At 49.9% G+C, this 21,632-nt stretch carries 15 protein-coding genes and 1 pseudogene; 5 read left to right on the top strand and 11 right to left on the bottom strand.

All coding sequences use genetic code 11. The features are described 5' to 3' along the window. Positions 1-70: 70 nt before the first annotated feature. The 4 genes from H6F91_RS12780 to H6F91_RS12795 form a co-directional block, all read right to left on the bottom strand. Positions 71-1,885, bottom strand: coding sequence for a hypothetical protein (locus H6F91_RS12780; protein ID WP_190775897.1), 1,815 nt, complete (start codon positions 1,883-1,885; stop codon positions 71-73). Positions 1,886-2,216: 331 nt separating this feature from the next. Next, positions 2,217-3,002, bottom strand: coding sequence for a methyltransferase domain-containing protein (locus H6F91_RS12785; protein WP_190770322.1), 786 nt, complete (start codon positions 3,000-3,002; stop codon positions 2,217-2,219). Continuing rightward, on the bottom strand, positions 2,999-3,601 hold the full coding sequence (gene cbiT, locus H6F91_RS12790) for a precorrin-6Y C5,15-methyltransferase subunit CbiT (RefSeq protein WP_190770323.1): 603 nt from the start codon (positions 3,599-3,601) through the stop codon (positions 2,999-3,001). Before cbiT ends, H6F91_RS12785 begins: the two co-directional genes overlap by 4 nt. Before the next feature lie 163 nt (positions 3,602-3,764). Then, on the bottom strand, positions 3,765-5,240 hold the full coding sequence (locus H6F91_RS12795) for an aminotransferase class I/II-fold pyridoxal phosphate-dependent enzyme (protein WP_190770324.1): 1,476 nt from the start codon (positions 5,238-5,240) through the stop codon (positions 3,765-3,767). Between the two features lie 1,142 nt (positions 5,241-6,382). Here H6F91_RS12795 and H6F91_RS12800 point away from each other — a divergent pair. Both H6F91_RS12800 and H6F91_RS12805 read left to right on the top strand, forming a co-directional pair. After that, positions 6,383-8,026 (top strand): sialate O-acetylesterase, encoded by a 1,644-nt coding sequence (locus tag H6F91_RS12800; RefSeq protein WP_190770325.1) that lies wholly within the window; start codon positions 6,383-6,385, stop codon positions 8,024-8,026. Between the two features lie 153 nt (positions 8,027-8,179). Then, positions 8,180-9,823: an adenylate/guanylate cyclase domain-containing protein gene (locus H6F91_RS12805; RefSeq protein WP_242035762.1), complete on the top strand. Its 1,644-nt coding sequence runs from the start codon at positions 8,180-8,182 to the stop codon at positions 9,821-9,823. A 141-nt stretch (positions 9,824-9,964) separates the two neighbouring features. Here H6F91_RS12805 and H6F91_RS12810 read toward each other — a convergent pair whose 3' ends face one another. The 6 genes from H6F91_RS12810 to H6F91_RS12835 all read right to left on the bottom strand — a co-directional run bounded on the left by H6F91_RS12810 (position 9,965) and on the right by H6F91_RS12835 (position 18,772). Next, complete coding sequence (locus H6F91_RS12810; protein WP_190770326.1) at positions 9,965-11,035, bottom strand: type I phosphomannose isomerase catalytic subunit; 1,071 nt, start codon at positions 11,033-11,035, stop codon at positions 9,965-9,967. A 199-nt stretch (positions 11,036-11,234) separates the two neighbouring features. Next, positions 11,235-12,236 carry a ribose ABC transporter permease gene (locus H6F91_RS12815; protein ID WP_190770327.1) on the bottom strand — a complete coding sequence of 334 codons (1,002 nt, stop codon included), beginning with the start codon at positions 12,234-12,236 and terminating at the stop codon, positions 11,235-11,237. After that, complete coding sequence (locus tag H6F91_RS12820; RefSeq protein ID WP_190770328.1) at positions 12,233-13,783, bottom strand: sugar ABC transporter ATP-binding protein; 1,551 nt, start codon at positions 13,781-13,783, stop codon at positions 12,233-12,235. The genes H6F91_RS12815 and H6F91_RS12820 overlap by 4 nt, the downstream gene beginning before the upstream one ends. An 86-nt stretch (positions 13,784-13,869) precedes the next feature. After that, the gene (locus H6F91_RS12825; protein WP_347280034.1) at positions 13,870-14,883 is read right to left on the bottom strand and encodes an ABC transporter substrate-binding protein; all 1,014 of its coding nucleotides are present in this window, start codon (positions 14,881-14,883) and stop codon (positions 13,870-13,872) included. Positions 14,884-15,731: 848 nt separating this feature from the next. Next, the gene (locus tag H6F91_RS12830) at positions 15,732-17,987 is read right to left on the bottom strand and encodes an FdhF/YdeP family oxidoreductase (protein WP_190770329.1); all 2,256 of its coding nucleotides are present in this window, start codon (positions 17,985-17,987) and stop codon (positions 15,732-15,734) included. Positions 17,988-18,088: 101 nt separating this feature from the next. After that, a complete protein-coding gene (locus H6F91_RS12835) occupies positions 18,089-18,772 on the bottom strand; it encodes an N-acetyltransferase (RefSeq protein WP_190770330.1) in 684 nt (227 codons plus the stop codon). A gap of 534 nt (positions 18,773-19,306) precedes the next feature. Between H6F91_RS12835 and H6F91_RS27905 the strand changes: the two are divergent. Together H6F91_RS27905 and H6F91_RS12840 are read left to right on the top strand one after the other, a co-directional pair. Then, a pseudogene (locus H6F91_RS27905) lies at positions 19,307-19,401 on the top strand (family 1 glycosylhydrolase); the annotation flags it as partial. Next, positions 19,399-19,761, top strand: coding sequence for a family 1 glycosylhydrolase (locus H6F91_RS12840; RefSeq protein WP_242035767.1), 363 nt, complete (start codon positions 19,399-19,401; stop codon positions 19,759-19,761). The pseudogene H6F91_RS27905 and the gene H6F91_RS12840, both read left to right, overlap by 3 nt. Positions 19,762-19,785: 24 nt before the next feature. Here the strand turns inward: H6F91_RS12840 and H6F91_RS12845 are convergent, their stop codons facing one another. After that, complete coding sequence (locus H6F91_RS12845; RefSeq protein ID WP_190770331.1) at positions 19,786-20,613, bottom strand: alpha/beta hydrolase; 828 nt, start codon at positions 20,611-20,613, stop codon at positions 19,786-19,788. Between the two features lie 253 nt (positions 20,614-20,866). Here H6F91_RS12845 and nth point away from each other — a divergent pair, with 253 nt between their 5' ends. Continuing rightward, a complete protein-coding gene (gene nth / locus H6F91_RS12850; RefSeq protein WP_190770332.1) occupies positions 20,867-21,532 on the top strand; it encodes an endonuclease III in 666 nt (221 codons plus the stop codon). The last annotated feature ends 100 nt before the right edge of the window (positions 21,533-21,632 follow it).

Consider the following 21,632-nt stretch of genomic DNA (forward strand, 5'->3'; position numbering starts at 1 on the left):
CAATCTGCCAGGGTTGCGAAGGCATGTATTGAACAGTTCTCCACACAAGGACAAAGAGGTGCCAAAGATATTACACAACCAAATCTAATTGATAGCGTGTGGAATCATAAGCAGATCCTCCGACACTGATGTAGTAAACACCTGGCGTTAATGCTTGAACCAGACTCACACTTGTTCCGGTTCGTGCTATCAGTTGCTCACCATAATCAATCACTGCATTATTATTTGTGTCTCGATACAGCGTTACTGTAGCACTATCATCCAAACCGATCAGTGTTGCAGTAAAGCTCCGATTACTATCTACCTGAAAGCGATAGTAATCTACCTCATCGAATTTACCCACGTAATCTTTCAACGTTATGGATTGAGAGAGGAGCCCTAAATCACGACCAGTATTTGCCTGACTACCCGGATCAGAAGAAGTCGTGTAATCAGGGTAGGCTGTTGCGTTTAACGTGAGATCATAGCGGGTTGAATCATAGATATAGCGTTTAACACTCAGGTAATAAACTCCAGGTGTTAGCCATTCGCTAAAGCTTTCCGTCACACCACTCTTACTCACAACCGACTCACCACTATCAATCACACTGTTATTGTTGATGTCTTTATAAAGGGCAGTGTTAATCCTACCTTCTAAACCATTAAAAACGGCACTAAAACTGCTTACAGAATCGACTTGGAAGCGATAGTAATCTATATCATCGAGATCACCAACATAGTTTTGCAAAGTTGTTGTGGTAGACAGTGCATTTAAGTTTTGCGCCAGGTAAGCCTGATTACCCGGATCAGGCGTCGAGACATACCCTGGATAGGTTGTTGAGTTTAGAGTGAGGCTATAACGGGTTGAGCTCGACAAATATTGTTGAACACTAATGTAATAACTACCGGGTGTTAACAAGGCACTGAAGCTGCTACTCGTACCAGCACTGCCGTTCGCAACGTTTTCGTTACTATCAATCACACGGTTATTGTTCAGGTCCTTGTACAATCGCGTCCATGTACTGCCATCCAAACTTTCCGTAATGGCATTAAACTGCGTGACCTCATCAACTTGAAATTGATAATAGTCAACATCATCTAAAGCACCCACATAGTCTTTGAAAACAGCGTTAGCGGGCAGAGACCCAAGCAGGCGTGCTGTGTTGGCCTGATTTCCTGGATCAAGACTTAGCGTATAGCCTGGATAGTTAATTGAACTGAGATTGAGGGTGTAGCCTGCAGAACTATAATATGAACCCTCAACCCTCAAGAAGTAGAATCCAGTGGGCAGTAAATTGCTGAAACTAATGCTACTGCCATAACGACTCGTAACCAGTTCATTGTTGTCAATCGCCCGATTATTGTTAATATCCCGATACAGGTAAGTGCTCAAACTTCCGCTGGGACTACTGATGTTAACACCAACATTGCTCAAGGCACTTCCTTGAAAGCGATAGTAGTCTGCCGCATCCGTGCCCCCGACAGACTCTCGGAGTGTGAGGCTTCCGGGCAAAATTCCTAAATTGCGGGCTGAAGATGGAGTATTTCCTGGTTCCGGTTGCACGACCAAGGCATTGAGTTTTAGCGTGTATGAAGTATTGCCGCTAATTCTGCCAACCCGGATGTAATAGAGACCGGTATTGAGGGTGCGAGTGATCGCCTGCCCCTGCCCAGCAGGAGGTTGGTTAAATTGGGTAATTAGAGTACCTGACCGATTCAGCAATTTCAAGTTGGTTGATTGCTGCAACTGATTTAGAGAAAACGTCAGACGGCTACGAGTTCCTAATTGAAACTTCACATAATTAACTCGATCCAGGCTTGTGAGGGAATCTTGCAGGCTACGGAGACCCGAAAGTGTACCGAGATTTCGAGCTGTGTTGAGGGTATTATCCTGCGTTGAACTCATGTGTATAGAAGCAATGCACAGGTGCAGCGAGACATTTTGCCGCTAGGATTATCTCTAACTTTCAGGTCTTAAAGCCTCAGCACTCCTCCGGAATTACCGTTAGAAATTCGAGTTTTTTTGCGTACTATTCAGGTCGGCACTTTGTTGTGCGATCGCCATTTGTATGCAGACAACTATAAACATTAGTTCGGACAGTTTTTCTGAAACCGTTGATTTTGCGTGCGCGAAGCGCACGCAAAATCAACGGTTTCAGAAAAACTGTCCAGAGTATTGTATAAAGAAGCTATGAAGATGAATTATTACCCAGGCTACTTTGTTCTTTCAGAAACAGCTACTTGATGGTACACAGGTAATATAACCACATCTCTACATTCGCATCTAATTCAAGCTGGTTTTTAATTTCTAATCCAGTACTCCAAGAATAGATTTGAATATCGTAGAAGTTTTCGGCAAGTTGTTTTAATTGATCAGCGGGGTTGATGTAATAGGTTTTTAGACGAAAGTTATGGGATTCGTCTTTGATAATGGCGTGATCTAATTGTTGTAGTTGAGCCAACGTGAGCGATCGGTTCGCCAAGCGCAGAATCGCCAGCATAACTAAATTCACGTAAGTTTTAAGGGGATTAAAACTGAATTTGTTTTGTAGTTTAAATTCCCGTATCATCCCCTGAAGGCTATGAGTTGAGAAGAAGAAATACCCTCCTGACTTTCCCACCCTGGAAATTTCTTGTAATGCCTTTAAGCGCTCTTCGTGAGAAATATAATCAATCCCATTAAAGCTAAATAAAATAAAATCAAATGTGTTGTCGGCGAACTGGCTCAGGTCACGGACATCGCAAACCTGAAAGTGCATTTGTGATGTACTCGGGAAGCGCCGTTTACAGGCAGCAATCATATCGGCAGAGTAATCAATTCCCACATATTCTGATACCAGTGGGGCAAAATGCTGGGTTGTTCGCCCACCGCCTACACCAATATCTAAGAGTTTGATTTGCGGCCATTCAGGCTTGAAGCGGCGCAAAATAGTAGCTTCTGCGGGCTGGAGCTGACGTAATTGGGCATAGTATGACACAACATCCGAGGCTGTGTAGGTTTTCTGATTGCGGTTCGCGATCACTCAAACTTCTCGCCACTAACAATAAACATCGGATCGAGGGCTGCAAAGATTTGATTAATACCTCGAGTTTCTAAACGGTTGAGAGCTGATTGAACCACTTCAATGTTTCGCATTCGCAATTCTGAAAGGCACTCAGAAATTGCATAAAGTGACTCAAAATTAGTCGCGGTTGCAACGACACGTCCTCCACTTTTCAACCGCTTCCAAGTTGCCTGCAAAATATCTTTGATAGAACGGCCTCCCTCAATGCAAACGCAATCCGGAGCTTGTTTCAAATCCACCAAGCACTCCGGAGCACTCCCTTCAATAACCGTGACATTGGTGACAGAGAAGCGATCGCAATTCCGCCGAATCAAGCTTGCCACTTCTTCATCTCGCTCAATGGCAAAAATCTGCCCTCGCGGGCAGAGAAGTCCCACTTCCACCGGAATTGTCCCCGTTCCTGCGCCGATGTCCCACAAAATTGCATTCGATTGAAGCCGCAGTTGTGACACCAGCAGTACACGAATTTCGCGCTTGGTGAGGGGAATACCGGGGAGCTGTTCGAAGAGTTCGTCAGGTATGCCGGGGGTGCTGTAGGGCCAGAGGGAGGGGGACATGGGGGAGGGGTGAATGAGTGGGGGCAGGCACGTTGTTTATAACACCCTACACTAGACCTCCTGCATGAATCGTTTTTTCAGGGCGTGAATCGTTGCGTAGCTCCGCCACGCAACGATTCACGCAGGAAGTCTACTGTAGAATTCTCCGAGTGCCAAGGGATGACTATTGAATCACACGGAATTTTTCCAGGGTGGGATCGGTGCTGCCAGTCAGGATGCCGCCAGCAGACTGGATGCCCTGGAGGTAGGCGATCGCTTCTTCCGTGACGATTTCGCCAGGTACCAGCACGGGAATACCGGGAGGATAAGGGCAGATGAGGTCGGCAGCGATATGGCCGGGAGCCTGCTCGACTGGAATGAGGTTGGTATCCGCAAAGAAAGCATCACGGGGGGTGAGGGCAAGGGGAGAGTGGGGTGGGGTAGGGGTGGGGGAAAAGGGAGACAGGGAGGGAGAGGGATGGTGTTGATTTAACAAAGTCTTAAAAGCGTTAATGAGTTGCTGAATGTCGGTTTCGGTGGTGCCCAGGGTGAGGACGAAGGTGAGGCTGTGCAGACCCGGAAGTTCGCAAGTGACCTTGTACTCCTCGTGGAGAATTTCGTCAGCTTCGAAGCCTGTAAGCCCAAGCTCACGAATGTCCACAGTCAAGCGGGTACGGTCAAAAAAGACTGAATCTACGACGTCTTGCAGTTGTAGATCTGGCAAATCTAAGACTTTGAGACCGGGAATAGAGGAAAGGCGATCGCGCGCCATCTGAGCCAAGGCCAACGTCCGTTCCATTAAGACAAAACCAGATTCCGCCATTTGCAGGCGGGCAGCATCCAGCGAGGCTAGCAGCAAGTAGCTGGGGCTGGTAGATTGCACAAGGGCTAGGGCTTTTTGAATACGATTGGGGGAAACACGATCGCCCTGGGCGTGGAGCATTGCTGACTGGGTTAGGGCTCCCAGGGTCTTGTGGGTGGACTGCACAACCACATCTGCTCCGGCGGTCAAGGCAGGAGTTGGCAGGTCGGGATGGAAGGCGAAGTGGGCTCCATGCGCCTCATCTACTAAAAGGGGAATGTTGTGTTGATGGGTCAGGTGCGCGATCGCCTTCACATCGCTGCATACGCCGTAGTAGGTCGGAGACACCAGCATCACAGCCTTGGCATCCGGATGCTGCTGCAACGCCTCTGCAATTCGTTGAGGGGGAACACCATGGGCAATCCCCCAATGGGGATCTAATTCAGGGGTGACGAAGATGGGGACTACTCCCGAAAGGATCAGGGCGGCGATCGCAGACTGATGGCAGTTACGCGGCAGAATAAGCTTGTCTCCGGGGCGGCAGGTGGCCAGCACCATTGCCTCAATGCCCGATGTAGACCCGTTTGCCAAAAACCAGGTGCGATCGGCTCCAAAGGTTTGAGCCGCTAACTCCTGTGCTTCACGAATAACCCCTTCAGGAGCAAATAAATTATCGAGATCGGGCAGTTCCGGCAGGTCGACCCGGAAGACGTGCTCTCCCAAGAGTTCGGCCAGTTCTGGATGGACGCCGTGACCGCACTTGTGCCCCGGCACGTAGAAAGGAGCGTGGGGGCGATCGCGTAACGAGCGAAGTGTTTGCAGTAAAGGAGCCAGAACGTCAGGAATAGAAGGTGGCATGGATGAGGGGTTATACGATCTCCAGTTAAAGAACGATGAATATGCAGTGGTACGGCCCAACGCGCCACCGCATATCATCGTTCTTTAACCGGATCTGATATGAGTTGACCGCTCCTACTTTAACCTGAGTTCGGGTTAAGGGCGTTTTCGAGTGCCGCGCGTTGCGCGGCACTCGAAAACGCTCATTTTGGCGTGCGCAAAGCGCACGCCAAAATGAGAACTTCGGCTTATCCCGAAGTGAGGTTACTTTACATTACACTCAGCAAACACAGGCTTTTGGGAAGCAGTTTTAGGAGATTTCTGCATAAGAATTTACCCAGGATGTTGGTGTTTTGCCCGCGAAGCGGGCAAAACACCAACATCCTGGGGGGCAATTTCATTGCTGGAAATCTCCTTAATCCCTACTAGCCGATGGCTCAGTGTCATTTCCGGGTTCGTGACCAAGCTTGAAAAATGAATCAATAGCTTACAAATGTAGCGGTTCTGAAACGATCTGCCGTTCTTCACGAAGTAATTTGAAGCTCTAATACAGTCTGTAATCAAAGCTCGTCAGCTCAATTTTGCTTCGGTACTCTAGAAGTAGAGTTAAGTATAAGTACTCATGAATGAATTCGAACTGGCTCTGTTCTCTCTACTTCAAGTTCTTCCTTAAATTCTCTCTGATCATCCCTGTAGCCTCTAGGAACTCGTCCAGGAATCTGCCAGGCAGTTACGTCAACCCATTCAAGAAGTTCTGGCTCCATTTACCGAAGCACTCCATACGCTATCCCAAGCAGGCACCGTTCATTACGATCGCCAGCACAATCAGGTTTACTTGTAGAGGTTGCCCATCACCTGAAAGGGTAGACAAGCACAGATTCATGGCGACAAGACTGAGCCATAGATTATGGAATTTAGCCTCCTCTGGGCGATCGCAAATCCATAATCATCTCCATACACAAACCGAGGCAGATTTTGTGAAATTGATTTTACAAACGCTTCAAATCAAAAGAATTAATTCCTTCACAAAGTCTGCCTAAAATAATGATAACGAGCTTGTTTCAACTATCCCCTACTGAATGGCCTCTGTAATTCGCCTCCCTAAAATCAAACCTTCCTCAAAAATCATTCAAAGTATTGTTACTCTAGTTATCGGTTTCGCAATGGTACTGATGCTAAATAGTTGCAATGCTTTAGTCACCAATCAACTTCCCAATACATTGACCCTGCCCTCTATCATCAACCACCACATGGTGCTTCAGCAGCAAGCGAATGTGGCGGTTTGGGGATGGGATCGGCCAGGTACCACTGTGCAGGTTGAGTTTCGTGACCACCAGCAATCTGCTCAGGCAGGATTGGATGGCCAGTGGATGGTGCAAATTCCCAGTGGCCCTGCAGGAGGTGCATTTTCCCTCAGCGTTCGTGGCACCCAAACCATTGTCTTAGAAGATGTGTGGGTTGGGGAAGTGTGGGTTGCAGGTGGGCAAAGCAATATGTGGTGGGCGGTACAGGCCAGTTGGAATGCCGAGCGAACCATCCCGGCTGCCACCAACTCGGCCATCCGCATCTGGGACGCGAACACGGGCGATCGTGCTCTGGGCTGGAGTTCGGATACCCCTCAAAAAACGGTACCTACAGAATGGAAAATAACTACCCCTGAAAGCGTTGGGGCATTTCCTGCAACACCCTACTTCTTTGCCCAGGAGCTTTATCAGGCTCTCAAAGTGCCCATTGGGATCGTTCATCTGGCCGTACCCGGACAGGACATCGAAGCATTTCTCAGCCGCGAATTTATGACGGCCCACGTACCGCCGATGGTTGAAGCGGCCGGCTCTAAAAAAGAGGTGCGGTCCAGTGGCTTATTCAACGGCATGGTTTACCCCGCAGCTCCTTTTACGACCCGTGGTTTTCTGTGGTGGCAGGGTGAAGCGAATGCCGATCGCGCCCTCCAATACCGGGTTTTATTTCCTGGATTAATCGAGGAGTGGCGACACCTGTGGCACCAGGAAGATGCGCCATTTCTCTTTGTCGAGTTAGCCAACTTCCTTCAGCCCCAAACCTTCCCCGTTGAGGATGCTCCCTGGCCTGCACTGCGCGACGCTCAGAAGGAAGCCTTGCGTTTACCCAACACAGCCATGGTTTCCACAATTGATATTCTGCTACCCGGGGAAGACACCACCGGACATCCCAGCAATAAACAGTTGGCTGGGCATCGGTTATACCTGGCCGCGATCGCCCAGGTCTACAACCAATCAGATCAGGAGTGGAGCGGGCCAGTGTTTAAATCGGTGGAATTTCGAGGCAAGGAGGTGATCGCGACCTTTGATCACGTTGCCGAGAGGTTAGTCACTCAGGATGGTCAGCCCCTCAGAGGCTTTGCCCTGGCAGGGACAGATCAGCGCTTCTTCTGGGCAAAGGGACGCACCGTAAACAATACCGTTGTGCTGAGCAGTCCATCGGTCGAACAACCAGTTGCTGTGCGCTACGGTTGGGCCAATAACCCCATTGGCAATCTCTATAACTCTGCGGGGTTACCAGCCTTTCCATTCCGGAGTGATAACTGGGTACTACGAGTCAGAAAGTTGCAGCTTCAACAAATGGACTGGCGCACATTAGCGACAACCATCGATCGCGAACTCATACCTCAGCAATCTACCTTGCGCGATCGCTGGAACCTGATCTATACAACTCTGGCCCAGCGCCCTCAGGTCGTCAAACCTCTGATTGAGCAACTGCTGCAGCAACCGATGGAAGAAGAAATACTGCCGAACGCATTGCTTGCACTTCTTAAAAAACTAGAGTCCTGATTGCCCATTAGCGAAGTCACGCGTTCCGGCTGCGTTGCATGCAAAGGTCCAGTGTTTCCCAAAACACTGGACCTCTAAAGTTTCAGCCTCTCTGCGTCCTGTTCACAACTCTCCCGGCCAGGGAAACCTAGACCATGAGTTCCTGGCAACACAATGGCTTCTAAGTCTTCTAACGCTTCAGCCTGTTCCTCATCCCAACCGATGACTGACCGCACCCAGGCAACCCGCCGCCTCACTATTTTTTATGTGTCGTCGTTGAGTGCGATCGCCGGTCTTTCCATTCTGGGTCAATTGCTCATTCAAAATGCACTGAAACAGCAGGAACTCGACATTCAAGTCATTAGCGAAGCTCAACAGCAAAAAATGCTGATTCCGCAGATGACGCGAACCGCAATGCTGATGCAGATGAGCAGCGATAGTACAACAAAAACCCAGTATCAGGAGGAAATGGAGGAGGCAATCGCTAACGCGAATTCCTGGGAACAAACCATGGGTACGTTGGCACGAGACGGACGGCTGTCTCAGTCCCGACGGCAGCAAATTCAACAAATGGTCGATCAGCTTGCACCCACGCATCAACAGTTGATTACGACAGCGCAGCAAGCGATGACAGGGCAGAAGGGGCAAGGAGGGCAGGACAGAGGAGCTGGGGGGCAAGAAGCTGAGCCAGGTGGAAACAGCCGAGGTGCGGTTCCGCTGCCGGGACAGAGACAGCCACCACCCTTGGGACAGCGTCCTGGCCAAGACCCACAGGCTCAAGCTGGGCAGCAACCTCCTCCTCCAAGGGGACAGCAACAGCCACCAGCACCTGAACAACGTTCTGGGCAGAGGCAGCCACCCGGAGCGGGAGGGCAGCAGGGGGGTGATCCCATGGAATTGGAACACAGATTTATGCGGGATTTGGATCAGTTGATTCTGACCTACAACCAGCAGGTGGCCGCCAGTACCCAGTATCTCAAGCAGTTGGAGTTGGGGCTTTTGGTGGTGACGTTAGGGGTGCTAGCCATGGAGGGCCTGGTGGTATTTCGCCCGGCTGTCAACAAAATTCGTGAAACCATGAGGGCACTGGCAGAGTCCTTGCAAAAAACTCAAGCCATGGCTAAACGGCTAGAACAGGAGCAGAAGAAATCGGAAAAACTGTTGCTGAATATCTTGCCTCGGCCTGTAGCCCATCGGCTGAAAGAGAGCCAGCAGGCGATCGCCGATGGCTTTGCAGAAGTCTCTGTTCTATTCGCTGACATTGTAGGCTTCACACAACTCTCCACCACCATGCCGCCCCAACAACTGGTGGGGTTACTCAACGAGATCTTCTCTACCTTTGACGAACTGGCAGAACGACACGGCCTGGAGAAAATCAAAACCATTGGCGATGCGTATATGGTGGTGGGAGGCTTGCCCACGCCCCGGGCCGATCATGCAGAGGCGATTGTAGCGATGGCGATCGATATGCAGAAGGCGATCGCCACCTTTAATCAGAAAAACAAGCAATCTGTTCAGATTCGTATTGGCATCAACTCTGGCCCCGTCGTTGCTGGAGTGATCGGCATCAAAAAGTTTATCTACGATCTCTGGGGTGACACGGTCAATACAGCTAGCCGGATGGAAGCCTATGGCGTTCCGGGTGGCATCCACATTACAGACAGTACGTATCAACGGATCAAGCACAAGTACCAGGCCGAGTCTCAGGGCATTATGCCCATCAAAGGAAAAGGAGATATGGAAACCTACTTAATCGTCGGCCCTAACAGCGACGTGAAGATTCCTACAACCAGTGCACGAAGGGTTCAGCGTCCCTAAACAGATCCTCAAGAGCGCGTATCAAATCTTCTGAGCATGGACCAAAACCAGAAGGCTATTTTTCTGTCACTTCGCGGCAGAGCATAGCCTTCTGTTTTGGTCGGCCAGATGCTTATAAAAGCCAACCAAAATGCCATCCAACTAATGAACCGCAACCTCCCCTAACTGCTGAATTTGTTCATCCTCATAGCCAGCAGCCTGAAGGGGACCAACCACATCCATAGCCATGTCTGGCACATAGCAAACGACCAGGCTCGCCTCCCCTTGAGGCACAATTTGTACTTGCCCGATCGCCGCAGGCAAGATACAGGACTCTCCGGGAGGCAAAGATTCAGTACCGCCCGCGAACTGTAGCTCTACAGCATGATCACCTACATTCGTCAGCGTGGAGCAACGGTGGGGGTGGGAAGGTTCGGTGTGAGGTGCCGTCAGCGTCCAGCGTTCCATGGCGAAGTAGGGACCAGCACAGCAGAGAACACGACGGTTAGGTTCGCTCTCCAACACCAGGCCTGGGTTTGGGCGGGGATGATAATGATTCTTTAGCTCATCCAACGTCCCATTGATGTTGGCGTGCCATTGCTCGGTTGAGAGCGGTTGGCCATACAGGTCGTGAGGCATGACAAATTGCCCTAAGTCAGAGGTTTGCTGCACCTCAAATACCAGGGCATCTGGGCCAAAGGAGTGGATAATTCCCCCTGGCACATATATTGTGTCTCCAGCCTGGATGGGATAACGGTGAATGACGGCATCGTAGTCTTTATTAACGAATGCTTCGAACAATTCTTCCCGGCTGAAGTCGCCTTTTAATCCAGCCAAAATGGTTGCACCGGGTGCGGCCCAGAGAATGTGCCAGGCTTCTGTTTTACCGTTGGGTTCGTTGTATACCCGGGCTGCAATTTCGTCATCGGCATGGAGATGGACGGGGAGCATGTGGGAGGCGTCTAGAAACTTTTCTAGCAGTGGGAAGTGGGGCCCGCGCCAACCCTGTCCGACCAGTTCATCGGGGTCACTCTGAATGAGGTCGTGGAGGGTTTTTCCGGCGAAGGAGCCGTTGGTGACGGTGCCGGTGGTATCGCGGTAGTCGCTAATTTCCCAGGTTTCAGCGATGATGCCTTCGGGCATGTTCTGCTTGTGAAGGCGATCGGGGATGAGACGTTCACCGAAGGCATAGTGACGAACGTGGGCGGTGAGTTTGATGGGATACCAGTTCATATAAGCTCGTCCTTATTAACTCTGTGTGACAACTTTAAGGGTTGTTTTTTAGTTGCAAAGCGCCTAAAAAACAACCCTGGAAATATATTCGTCAAAGATGGAGATATTTGGCGAAGACCTGGCTTGGGGGCACGTCTGGGGTACATATTAGGGGAGTTGTTTTTGGCTCCTAGGAGCCAAAAACAACAAAAGAAAAAGCCTAGCGGGCGGCGGAGCGGGTGCGGAGGCGGTCGATGGCGACGGCGATGATGATGACCAGGCCTTTGACTACTAACTGCCAGAAGAAGGACACGTTTAATAGGGTAAGACCATTGTTCAACAGGGCAATGATTAATGCACCGAGGAGGGTACCCCAGATGGTGCCGATGCCGCCGGAGAAACTGGTGCCGCCTAAGATGACGGCAGCGATCGCATCCAATTCATACCCCTGGCCCAACATACCGGTGGCGCTGTAGAGGCGGCTGGCGCTCATTACCCCAGCCAGGCCGGAGAGTAAGCCGCTCATGCCATAGACAAACAGCAACACCCAACTGACTTTAATACCAGTCAAGCGGGCGGCTCGGGCGTTACCTCCCACAGCATAGATATAGGTTCCTAACACGGTGCGCCTGAGGATGAACCAGCAGACGGCGATCGTGATTAGGGCAATGATAACCAGGGTGGGAATGCCGGCGATACGGCTGTTGCCAACCCAGGCGAAGTTGATGTCTGGGTTAATGACAGTCGTACCATTAGCCAGGAGGTAGGCCAGCCCTCGCAAGCCCGTGTAAGAACCCAGAGTCACGATAAAGGGGGGCAAATCCAGGTACGCAATGAGCGAACCGTTCAACAGTCCTAAGCCCAGGCCTGCTAACAATGCCACTGGGATCGAAAGGGCACCCAACGGCGATAGCGACGTCAGCATCCCCACCACCGCTGTGACTCCGAGGATTGACCCCACCGATAGGTCAATCCCTCCGGTCAGAATCACGAAGGTCATCCCCGCTGCCAGCACGATATTAATGGAAGCTTGCCGAACAACGTTGATCAGGTTGCTAGCGGTAAGAAAGTTGGGCGTGAGAACCGTGAATAGAATGCAGATAATCAGCAGGATGGGAAGGATACCTGCTACTTGAAAGAAGGTTCGTAAGGACTCCCGCCGATCCGCTTTGCGGCGATCGCCCCCCTGCTTCCGCGTGGTATGGGTCTGTAGTTGGCTCATGCTAAGTTCATCTCCCTTGCGCCCGTGGCGTAAACCATAATGTTTTCCTGGGTAATCGCTTCACCCGTAGTGCCGCCCACTTCGCCGACCAGGCGGCCCTCGCGCATGACTAGAACGCGATCGCTCATACCAATCACCTCCGGCAGTTCACTCGAAATCATTAAGATCCCGACTCCCTGAGCCGCTAAGTCGCTGATGATGCGATAAATTTCACTTTTCGCGCCGATGTCTACACCTCGGGTCGGTTCATCTAGCAGCAACACTTTGGGTTTAATCGCCAGCCAACGAGCCAGCAGTAACTTTTGTTGGTTGCCACCGGATAAATCCACCGCCCGCGTATTGGGGCTGGCAAGACGAATGCCCAACTGCTCAATGGCATCGGCAGCAATGTTTTTGAGGAACCCCAGGTTCATTACTCCAGCTTTCGCTCGCTGCCCCAACACGTTCATAGTGATGTTGTTGTGCGAACTCATTTCCAGGAACAACCCCTGGTCTTTGCGATCCTCTGGAACGTAAGCAATCCCAACGCGTAAAGCATCGACCGGGCTGTCAATATGCAGCCTGCGCCCTTGCAAGTAAACCTCGCCCCCCGATCTCGGGTCTGCTCCAAAGATGAGGCGCGCCAGTTCTGTACGGCCCGCCCCTACCAATCCAGCCAACCCGAGGATTTCTCCGGCATAGAGATTGAAGCTGGCTGGCCCAATTTCCCGACCATCGGTCAGATCAACGACTTGCAAGAGCGGTGCCTCATCGGCAGCCATTGATGCATGGGATTCATGCTCATAAAAGTCTTGAAGTGGGCGACCTACCATCATTTGTACCAGGCGATCGGCGGAAATAGTTTGATGCTCCAGGCTGCCTACATATTCGCCATCTCGCAACACACTGACGCGATCGGCAAGGGCGTACACTTCCTCCATGCGGTGGCTGATGTAGATGATTGCGATGCCATCATCCCGCAGCCGCCGGATCAGACCAAACAGCCGCTCTGTCTCCCGATCAGACAGAGCGGCTGTCGGCTCATCCATGACCAAAATGCGGCTCTTATCTTTAAGGGCTCGTGCAATCTCAATTTGCTGCTGCTCGGCAATGGAAAGGGTCGAGACGGTCGTTTTAGGGGAGAAACTGGCTCCCAAACTCTCTAGAATCGCCTCTGCCTCCTGATACATTTGATCCCGCTGCAAAAACAACCCTGCCCGAGTTCTTTCCTGCCCCATGAAAATGTTTTCGGCAACGGTCAGGTTAGGGGCGACATTCAACTCCTGATAAATCAGGGTGATGCCCGCTGCCCGTGCCTCGCTTGGGTGCGTAATCTTGGTGGGTTGCCCGTTAATGAGAATTTCACCGGAATCTGCACTATAGGCCCCGGCCAAAATCTTCATCAAGGTACTCTTGCCCGCACCGTTTTCCCCCATCAAGGCATGGACCTCGCCAGGATACACAGTCAGATTGACATTGCGGAGGGCGGAGAAACCAAAAAACTGTTTACTAATACCCCGCATCTCCAACACAGGAGCCGTGGAGCCGAGGTGAGTTGCATCGGTCATAGTGTTTTAGATAGCTCATTAGAAGGAATTGATATTGGATGCGTCCTGCGCACCCAATATCAGCGTCTCAAACTGGAATTAAAACCCTACTTACCACTGTCACTGGTCCAGCCCTTGTACTCGTTCACGTTCTCCTGAGTAATCAGTTGAACCGGAACTAGCACTCGGTCTTCAGCGGGTGGATTGCCCTGCAAAATGTTATTGCCCACATCAACAGCAGTTTCAGCCATCTTGAAGGGATCTTGGGCTGCCGTGGCAATGAACAAACTATCAGGACGCCTCAGCACTTCCACCGCTTCTGGTGCGCCGTCTACACCGACAATGAAGAAATTACTGCGTCCTGCTTGTTTCGCCGCCAGCTCGGCTCCAATCGCAGTGGGGTCATTGATCGAAAACACCGCATCAATGTCTGGGAAGGAGGTGAGCAAATCTCCCATCACCCGCAGGCCACCCTCGCGGCTACCCTCAGCATTCTGGTCACGCGAAAGAACATTGATGCCTGGATTCTTCTCAAACACACTTTCGCAACCATTCACCCGGTCAATGACGGCAGACACTGGAGGGCCGTTAATAATTACCACATTGCCCTGACCGTTGAGCCGTTCAACAATGAACTGGCACGCCAATTCTCCCGCCTGTATGTTGTTCGATGTCACCGTGGCATCCACACCACCTTCAGCATCGACGTCAACCGCTACAACAGTTACCCCAGCCTCTTTAGCCGCTCGTACTGCCGGAGCAATACCTTTAGAATCTGCAGCATTGAGCAGAATCAGGTTGACCCCAGAGGAAATAAAGTTTTCCATCTGGTTAATTTGTTGGTTCAGGTCGTAGCCACTCGACACAACGGTTGCTTTAATGGCACCCCCACCCAAGCGCTGGGCAGCAGCTTTAGCCCCTTCCCCAACTTGAACGAAGAAGGGGTTGCCTAAATCCCCAACAGTAACGCCCACAGCCTTCAGCTCTTTTGCCTCACCATTTCCACCAGCTGTCGTTCCAGCCTGGGGATTGTTAGCCTGACCTGAATTCTCCATCGTGCAGGATCCCAGAGTCCCACCGATAAGCCCAAATAGGCCAAGTGCGATCGCTAACTTTCTCACAACGTATCTCCTTTCCTACAGTTCGGATCAAGCGGAGGAGCAGGAAACAAACCATCTCGACATCGCAAAGCTGGAGCTCGGCTTAACCAGGCTCTAACCTAACCAACTGAAGTAACTCTCGGTTTCCTTAACTTTTTTGCGCTAGCTCTGTTTTGACGTCAAGGTGCTTTGCTATTGATTGCTGCGGTAGCGAGCAAAGCTTGTTCATCCAAAATACAAAGCTGAGATGTTCCTACAGTGTTGTGTTTGCTTAAACGGATTTAGCCCAACATATTAAAAGCAAAACGCGTCAATGGTTAGGAACCAAAAACACTTTGAAAAACTAGGGTTATTCACAGTAAACACCCATGAGGAACATAAAACCAATGGCAATTCGTCAAGAAACCCATGAAGCTCGGGTCTTCAATCAGCGTTTTATTTGCTCTCCATTTTCTAATCCTATACGAGGCGTTTTTTTCACTCTCCTCCGAATAGCGTACGACCAAAGAAATAGGTATTTTTACAGCTCAAAATAAAAGGCTTACCAATCAAGCATTTTCAGCCTTAACAAAGCATTTATTACACTATAAGTTTTTAATAAAAAGTAACCTTTCAAAGATATACTTCCATTGATCTTTATTCGGATACTTAATGTTCTCAGTTAAATCAGAGTAATTTGTATTTTTGTAAAAGAGAACGCACGGCAACTAATATCTTTTTAACCTTACAGCGCTTTTCAAACGCTTAAAACTTGGTTGTTTTTGTGAGAGCCGCATGGAGCGCGGCTCTCACAAAAACAACCGTGGCTGATTCAAGCGCAAAGCGCTGTAGTACAGGACAAAACCTTCAGAACCCAGATTTTTTCAAGGTTAATAGACCAGAACAGGCACTCGTTTGTAGGCGGGAGTACGCGATCGCTCATCCACCTGCGCTGTCATCAACACATTCGCCTCGGGGTAAAACATCAATGCCGCACCCCGGCGCACCGCCCCACAAATAATCTCAATCTGCTCCAGCTTGCCTGCATCGCCCTGTACCGTAACCAGCTGGTGATCCACAAAGCCACCTTCGCGCACATCCTCCGGGTTCATCAAAATGCAGTGACGGTGAGGCATCCCACGGTATTTGTCAGCAGTACGATAAACGACCGTATTGTGCTGAGTATAGCTACGCCCCGTCATGAGAGCTACGACAATCCCCTTGGAGGCACCAAAATCTGCTGGAGTCGGTAGGGTGAGCTGTGGGAGCGGTGTTTTCTGCATCTGCGCTTTGCCGGACGGGGTGTTGAATCGGGGTGTCGTGAAGATGCGCCCGGATATGGTAAATTCCGCTTCCGTTTCGTCGATTTGCCCGATTTTTTCGTAACCAGGAATCGTCTGGGCAATCAACTGACGAACGTAGCGGGTGTCTTGCAACCGACGCCAATTAACAGGTGTGTCGCCGTGAATGCGATGGGCCAGTTCTGTTATGAATTCCACTTCAGAAACCAAATCACCTTCCGTCAGGTGGGTTTTGCCTTCGTCGTTCAGCCGCACAAAATTATTACCCGACTCTGTCGTCGTCTTATGGGGATTCTCGAAGCGGTTCAGAACCGGAAGAATCAGTGTTTCCTGCCGTCCCAAGCCGTGGAAATGGCCGAGATTCGGCTTGGTTGAGAGGTAAATAACCGTATCAATATTACCCAGGGCACGTTTAGCCTGGGTTAAGTCAGGATTAGCCGCATAGAGATTGCCTCCTAAACACAGCAAGGTGTCCACCTTACCGGCATCAGCGGCATCAATGAGCGATCGCGCATCATACCCCGGCACCCGGTTGAGCGATCGCCCCAAAAGCTTTTCCAACGACTTCTGCAATTCCTGACCCAACACATTCGACACCCCCATCGAGCCAAATCCCTGCACATTGGAGTGCCCCCGAATGGGCATCAACCCGGCACCCACTTTACCGACATTACCGGTCATCAATGCGGTATTGGCAATGCTGAAAATGGTTTCGACACCGTTGAGCTGCTGAGTTACACCCATAGCCCAGGCAAAGACAATGCGCTGCGATCGACTTATCAGAGCTGCCGCAAGCTCAATCTCTTCCTGAGATACGCCGCAGGTTTCTACAATGTCTTCCCAGGATGTAGCATTGGCCTGTCGAATCACCGCTTCCCAGTTTTCCGTATAAGCCTTGAGAAAATCGATCTGAACCAGACCTCGCTCAAGTAAGAATTTTTGAATACCAACAAAAATAGCTAAGTCGCTACCCGGATGAGGCTGAAGGAATAAAGACGAAATATCAGAACCAGGCAGCAGCGATTTCAATGGAAACGCCGGAGAACCGAATTTGATTAACCCAATTTCTTGAACAGGATTGATCACGATGACAGTACCACCGCGATCGCGCAATTTAATCAAATCATTCATCAAACGCGGATGATTCGCAGGCGCATTTGAGCCAATTAAAACAACACAATCTGCCTGGTGTAAACTCTCCAAACTCACGAGAGATGTCCCGGTACCAAACACCGTTTTTAATGCCACAGAAGATGCACGATGACAGAGGTCTGAACAATCAGCGAGATTGTTCGATCCCATCGCACGAATCATCAGTTGCAACAAAAATGCTGCTTCATTGGACGATCGCCCGGAGCTATAAGATGCAACCCGTTCTGCAGGCCGACGAAAAGCCGTTTCTACCCGGTCATAAACTTCAGCCCAGGAAATCCGTTCGTAGTAAGACTGCCCTGTCCGTAGAATAACCGGGAAACTCAGCCGTCCCAGCCGATCGGCTTCTAGAGAGGTGAGTTGTTGTAATTCTCCAATACTGCGATGGTCGAAAAAGTGGGATTTAATGCCCGGTTGGAGTTCGGCGGCGATCGCCTCTACACTTTTCGCGCACCGTTGCAGCGTTTCCCCCAGTTCGTTGCTAAAGCCACCTTTTTGCCCTCCCGTTCCCCAGGCACAAGACAGACAGGCGCTCTTATGAAACAACGTCTTCCAGAGGTGTGGCCCTTCTGGGGTAAGCGTGTGGCTGACCCATTGCTCAATCACAGGCAGCCCGCCCCCAATGGAATGACCGAGATGGGGCAACGGCTCCCGCTCAAGCTCCGGCTGTACGTCTGAATGCGTCGGTTCCATAGCGCTACCCAAGGAATAATAAAGCCGTTCTCTAGCACACAAGGACAAGAAGCAACGTCCTTACTGTTCTATGGTGCCACTTCTTATCGGGTTACAGGGGGTTATGTTTCAAACTGTGGAGGGGATGTGGAAGAGGCATTTCGTGTCCCTTCCATATCTTTGCTGGGATGCTCAAGAAATAAGGTGCGCGAGCCAACAGCCGTTCCCAAAATTGTTATTGTGTTGGTTGCTATCACTTGAAATCCCAAAGATTCATAAAGCTTCTGAGCCCTGGGATTATGAATATCAACACTGATATAAATAGGACGTGAAGCCACTACAGCATCGTTGATGCATTGCGAGAGTAACTGACGACCAATTCCTTGATTACGATACTCGGCAGCAACAGCAAGGTTGCCGACATAAAAGCTTCCCGGCGGGTAATCCCGATGCAAAACATGCCGCAAAATGAGCCGATCTAATAGTTTTAACCAGAGCCGCTGCCCCCGGCTGAGGACGGCAGGACCGTCTGTATCATCGTCTGGATGAAGCACAGGCAGCAGGGTTACAATGCCCACAACCCGCTGAGCTTTTTCGGCAACACGGATATATTGATGGCCGAATCGATTGTGCGATCGCTCTACAAACTTCGTCAAACATGAAATTGCCCACGGCCCATACACTACAGTAAATAGCTCTGGGGCTGACTCATAAATTAACGCGGCAACCTCACGGGAACTGTGATGCGCGAGGGACAATGGGATAAACCGAATGTCATCGTGTATTGAGCTGTTATCACTAACCATCTACACATTCACCCTGCTGAGGAGATTTGCACCCATACTCACATCCTATTTTCCCTCCTGGTTGAGGAGTCAGTTGAGAAGTTATTGAAAAGGTTGATTTTTTGTGACCTTGGAGCACAAAAAATCAACCTTTTCAGACCAGTTCTTGTTTGCAATCTTAATGCTCCCGCATTCCACATCTGCAAAGTGGCAAAATTCAAATGCTTCACATGAACCGACAAGCTGATTGTGTTTTAGTGGGCATCCCACAAACTTTCCTCTCTCTACAGGAATAAGTTAAAGGATCGAATTGCGCTTACTGGATTGGGGAATCCCATATCATCCTTAAACGCCCTGAAGGATAACAGAATTCTATCTACAATGCAGTTATTTGGTGCAGCATGACATCTTCATGTTGCCTTAACTATACGTCAGTTCGGGTTAAGGGCTTTTTCGAGTGCCGCGCTTCGCGCGGCACTCGAAAAAGCCCATTATTGTGTGCGCGTCGCGCACGCAATAATGGGCGGTTCGGCTTATCCCGAACTGACGTTAACTATGGACCTTCCAAGTGATTTTCTCTGGGGAGCCGCTACCGCCTCCTATCAAGTTGAGGGGGCTTATCAACAGGATGGGAAAGGGCTATCTATCTGGGACGTCTATTCCCATCTACCGGGCCCAACTTATCAGGGCATCAATGGAGACATCGCTGCCGAGACGTTGCTGATGCGTTTGCTGGTTATGCCAGAACTTGTTTTGAACAGTTTGGCGATCGCGTCAAATATTGGATCACCTTCAATGAAGTGATTCATTTCATCATGCGCGGCTATCGAGATGGCATTCATCCACTCGAAGTCAAGGATGAACGGAGAGCCGTTGAAGTCTCTCATATTGTCAATGTTGCCCATGCGAAGGCGATCGCTGAGTATAGACAATTAGTCCAAGAGGGCGACATTCTGGAGGGGAAGATTGGCATTGCCCCATATCCTGTTACCTGGCTTTCCAATCAATGATCAGAAGGTATTTTAGACTGATGTTCAGGAATGGTTTGCGATCGCATCGGCACGCTCAACCTGGCGAATAAAATCAAGCATCGTTGACGTAAATTTTTCGGGGTACCAGAGCGCCCATTCGTGGAAACCTTCTTCTACAATCGTTAGGCTAGAATTTGGAATTATTGCAGCCATTTCCCGAGCAGCCGTTAGTGGTGTCGTCAAGTCTTTTTCTGACCATAACAACAAACAAGAAGCCTGAATTTCAGGTAACAAATGTTTTAGATCTACCTGTAATGCAAGTAGTAATGCTTGAATAACGTTTCCTGTATTGAACAAAAGATTAGAAGAAAAGATCTGAGGAATATCAACCAATTTTAATCTCAGCCCTGGAAGTAGAAGCTGAGCAGTCATTTCAAGAGCCCGACGAGGTAAGAGTTCTGGAATAGATACACAGGGAAGGCCTGTACTATCCACTAAAATCAGACTTCTTACTCGATGTGGAGCAAGAGCAGACAAAGCAATTGCAATGCCTCCACCAAATGAGTGCCCAATTAAATGCACGTGTTGGAGATTGAGTGTGTCCAGAGACGAAAGCAGAAATTTAGCATAGCTGTCGTAGTCTGGAATCAGTTTGGAGTAGGACGAGCGGGCAAAACTGGGTAGGTCAGGAGCCAGCACACGATGCTGCTGTGCCAGGAGTTTCAGGATTTTATGGTAAGGCTCAGCAGAAATTCCCCAACCATGTAGAAAGAGAATAGGCGTTGAGTCTGACTCTGACCCAGTTTGCGTGTAAAAAATACTGCAATCCCCCAGATCAACACAACAGTAATTCATGTGGGATTGCGATGTTGAAACCCGCTCAGAACTCATGTGCTTATCATCCTGACCTACTCTGCAACTGTAACGAATCTTAATAACTAATGAGATACTCTAAAGAGAGATACAGCATTTTCCAACCCGATGAAGTACGAAGCTCTGTTTTAAGGGTTATTTTTTCGCGTACAAAGCACGCGAAAAAATAACCCTTTCAGCAAGCTTTAAAGCAAGCCCTAGTATACATTTGTGATGATTAAGATAGGCGGGAAGAGTTGCTACGATCAGGAGGCATTTGAGCAGTTCTCTCATGTCAAAACAATCGTTTGATATTGATCTGGCAATTAGCAAATTACGGGAAGCGGTACATCCGTTTCCTAAAGCAGCCATGTTTGCTTTGGCAGAAGAGGGTCATCGATCGCTCTTTGAACAGCTCATTGCCTGCATCCTATCCATTCGCACCCGTGATGAAACCTCGCTACCCGTTGCCAAAAAGCTGTTTCAGCGTGCGAATACCCCAGAAACGATGAGGCAGCTATCGGTAGCCGAAATCGAACAGTTGATTCAAGCATCAACCTTTGCCGACGCCAAAGCCAAACAGATTTGGGAGATTAGCGATCGCATCCTGCACGAGTTTGCGGGAGAACTTCCGTGTGATCTCGAAACACTCACTTCGTTTAAAGGAGTGGGCCCCAAATGTGCGAATTTATCTCTAGGTATTGCCTGTGATTACCCATGCATCAGTGTAGATGTGCATGTTCACCGGGTAACGAATCGTTGGGGCTATGTGCAGACTCGCACTCCAGAGAAAACGATGGCAGCCCTGGAGGCCAAATTACCGAAGGAGTACTGGATCGAAATTAACGCTCTCCTGGTTCCGTTTGGAAAGCATATCTGTACTGGCGAAATGCCCCATTGTTCCACCTGTCCTCTCTTGGAAATGTGCCAACAGGTCGGGGTTAGTGAGCATCGATAAACAGCCTGAGTACAACGTGGAAGGCGATGATCTCTGAGAATCCGTTTGCAAAGCCCCGGAAAGGGGTAATGCTGTGTATGCAGCTCCAACCCTTTCCGGG

It is taken from the genome of Leptolyngbya sp. FACHB-8, assembly GCF_014695575.1.
In the GTDB taxonomy this organism is placed as follows: Bacteria; Cyanobacteriota; Cyanobacteriia; order Elainellales; family Elainellaceae; genus Vacuolonema.

Bases quoted from the DNA above. Each gene is read 5' to 3' on its own strand.
- H6F91_RS12800 (WP_190770325.1), top strand. From the start codon at position 6,383: ATGGTACTGATGCTAAATAGTTGCAATGCTTTAGTCACCAATCAACTT.
- H6F91_RS12845 (WP_190770331.1), bottom strand. From the start codon at position 20,613: ATGAGTTCTGAGCGGGTTTCAACATCGCAATCCCACATGAATTACTGT.
- H6F91_RS12795 (WP_190770324.1), bottom strand. From the start codon at position 5,240: ATGCCACCTTCTATTCCTGACGTTCTGGCTCCTTTACTGCAAACACTT.
- H6F91_RS12820 (WP_190770328.1), bottom strand. From the start codon at position 13,783: ATGACCGATGCAACTCACCTCGGCTCCACGGCTCCTGTGTTGGAGATG.
- H6F91_RS12815 (WP_190770327.1), bottom strand. From the start codon at position 12,236: ATGAGCCAACTACAGACCCATACCACGCGGAAGCAGGGGGGCGATCGC.
- H6F91_RS12830 (WP_190770329.1), bottom strand. From the start codon at position 17,987: ATGGAACCGACGCATTCAGACGTACAGCCGGAGCTTGAGCGGGAGCCG.
- H6F91_RS12810 (WP_190770326.1), bottom strand. From the start codon at position 11,035: ATGAACTGGTATCCCATCAAACTCACCGCCCACGTTCGTCACTATGCC.
- H6F91_RS12780 (WP_190775897.1), bottom strand. From the start codon at position 1,885: ATGAGTTCAACGCAGGATAATACCCTCAACACAGCTCGAAATCTCGGT.
- H6F91_RS12835 (WP_190770330.1), bottom strand. From the start codon at position 18,772: ATGGTTAGTGATAACAGCTCAATACACGATGACATTCGGTTTATCCCA.
- nth (WP_190770332.1), top strand. From the start codon at position 20,867: ATGTCAAAACAATCGTTTGATATTGATCTGGCAATTAGCAAATTACGG.
- H6F91_RS12805 (WP_242035762.1), top strand. From the start codon at position 8,180: ATGGCTTCTAAGTCTTCTAACGCTTCAGCCTGTTCCTCATCCCAACCG.
- cbiT (WP_190770323.1), bottom strand. From the start codon at position 3,601: ATGTCCCCCTCCCTCTGGCCCTACAGCACCCCCGGCATACCTGACGAA.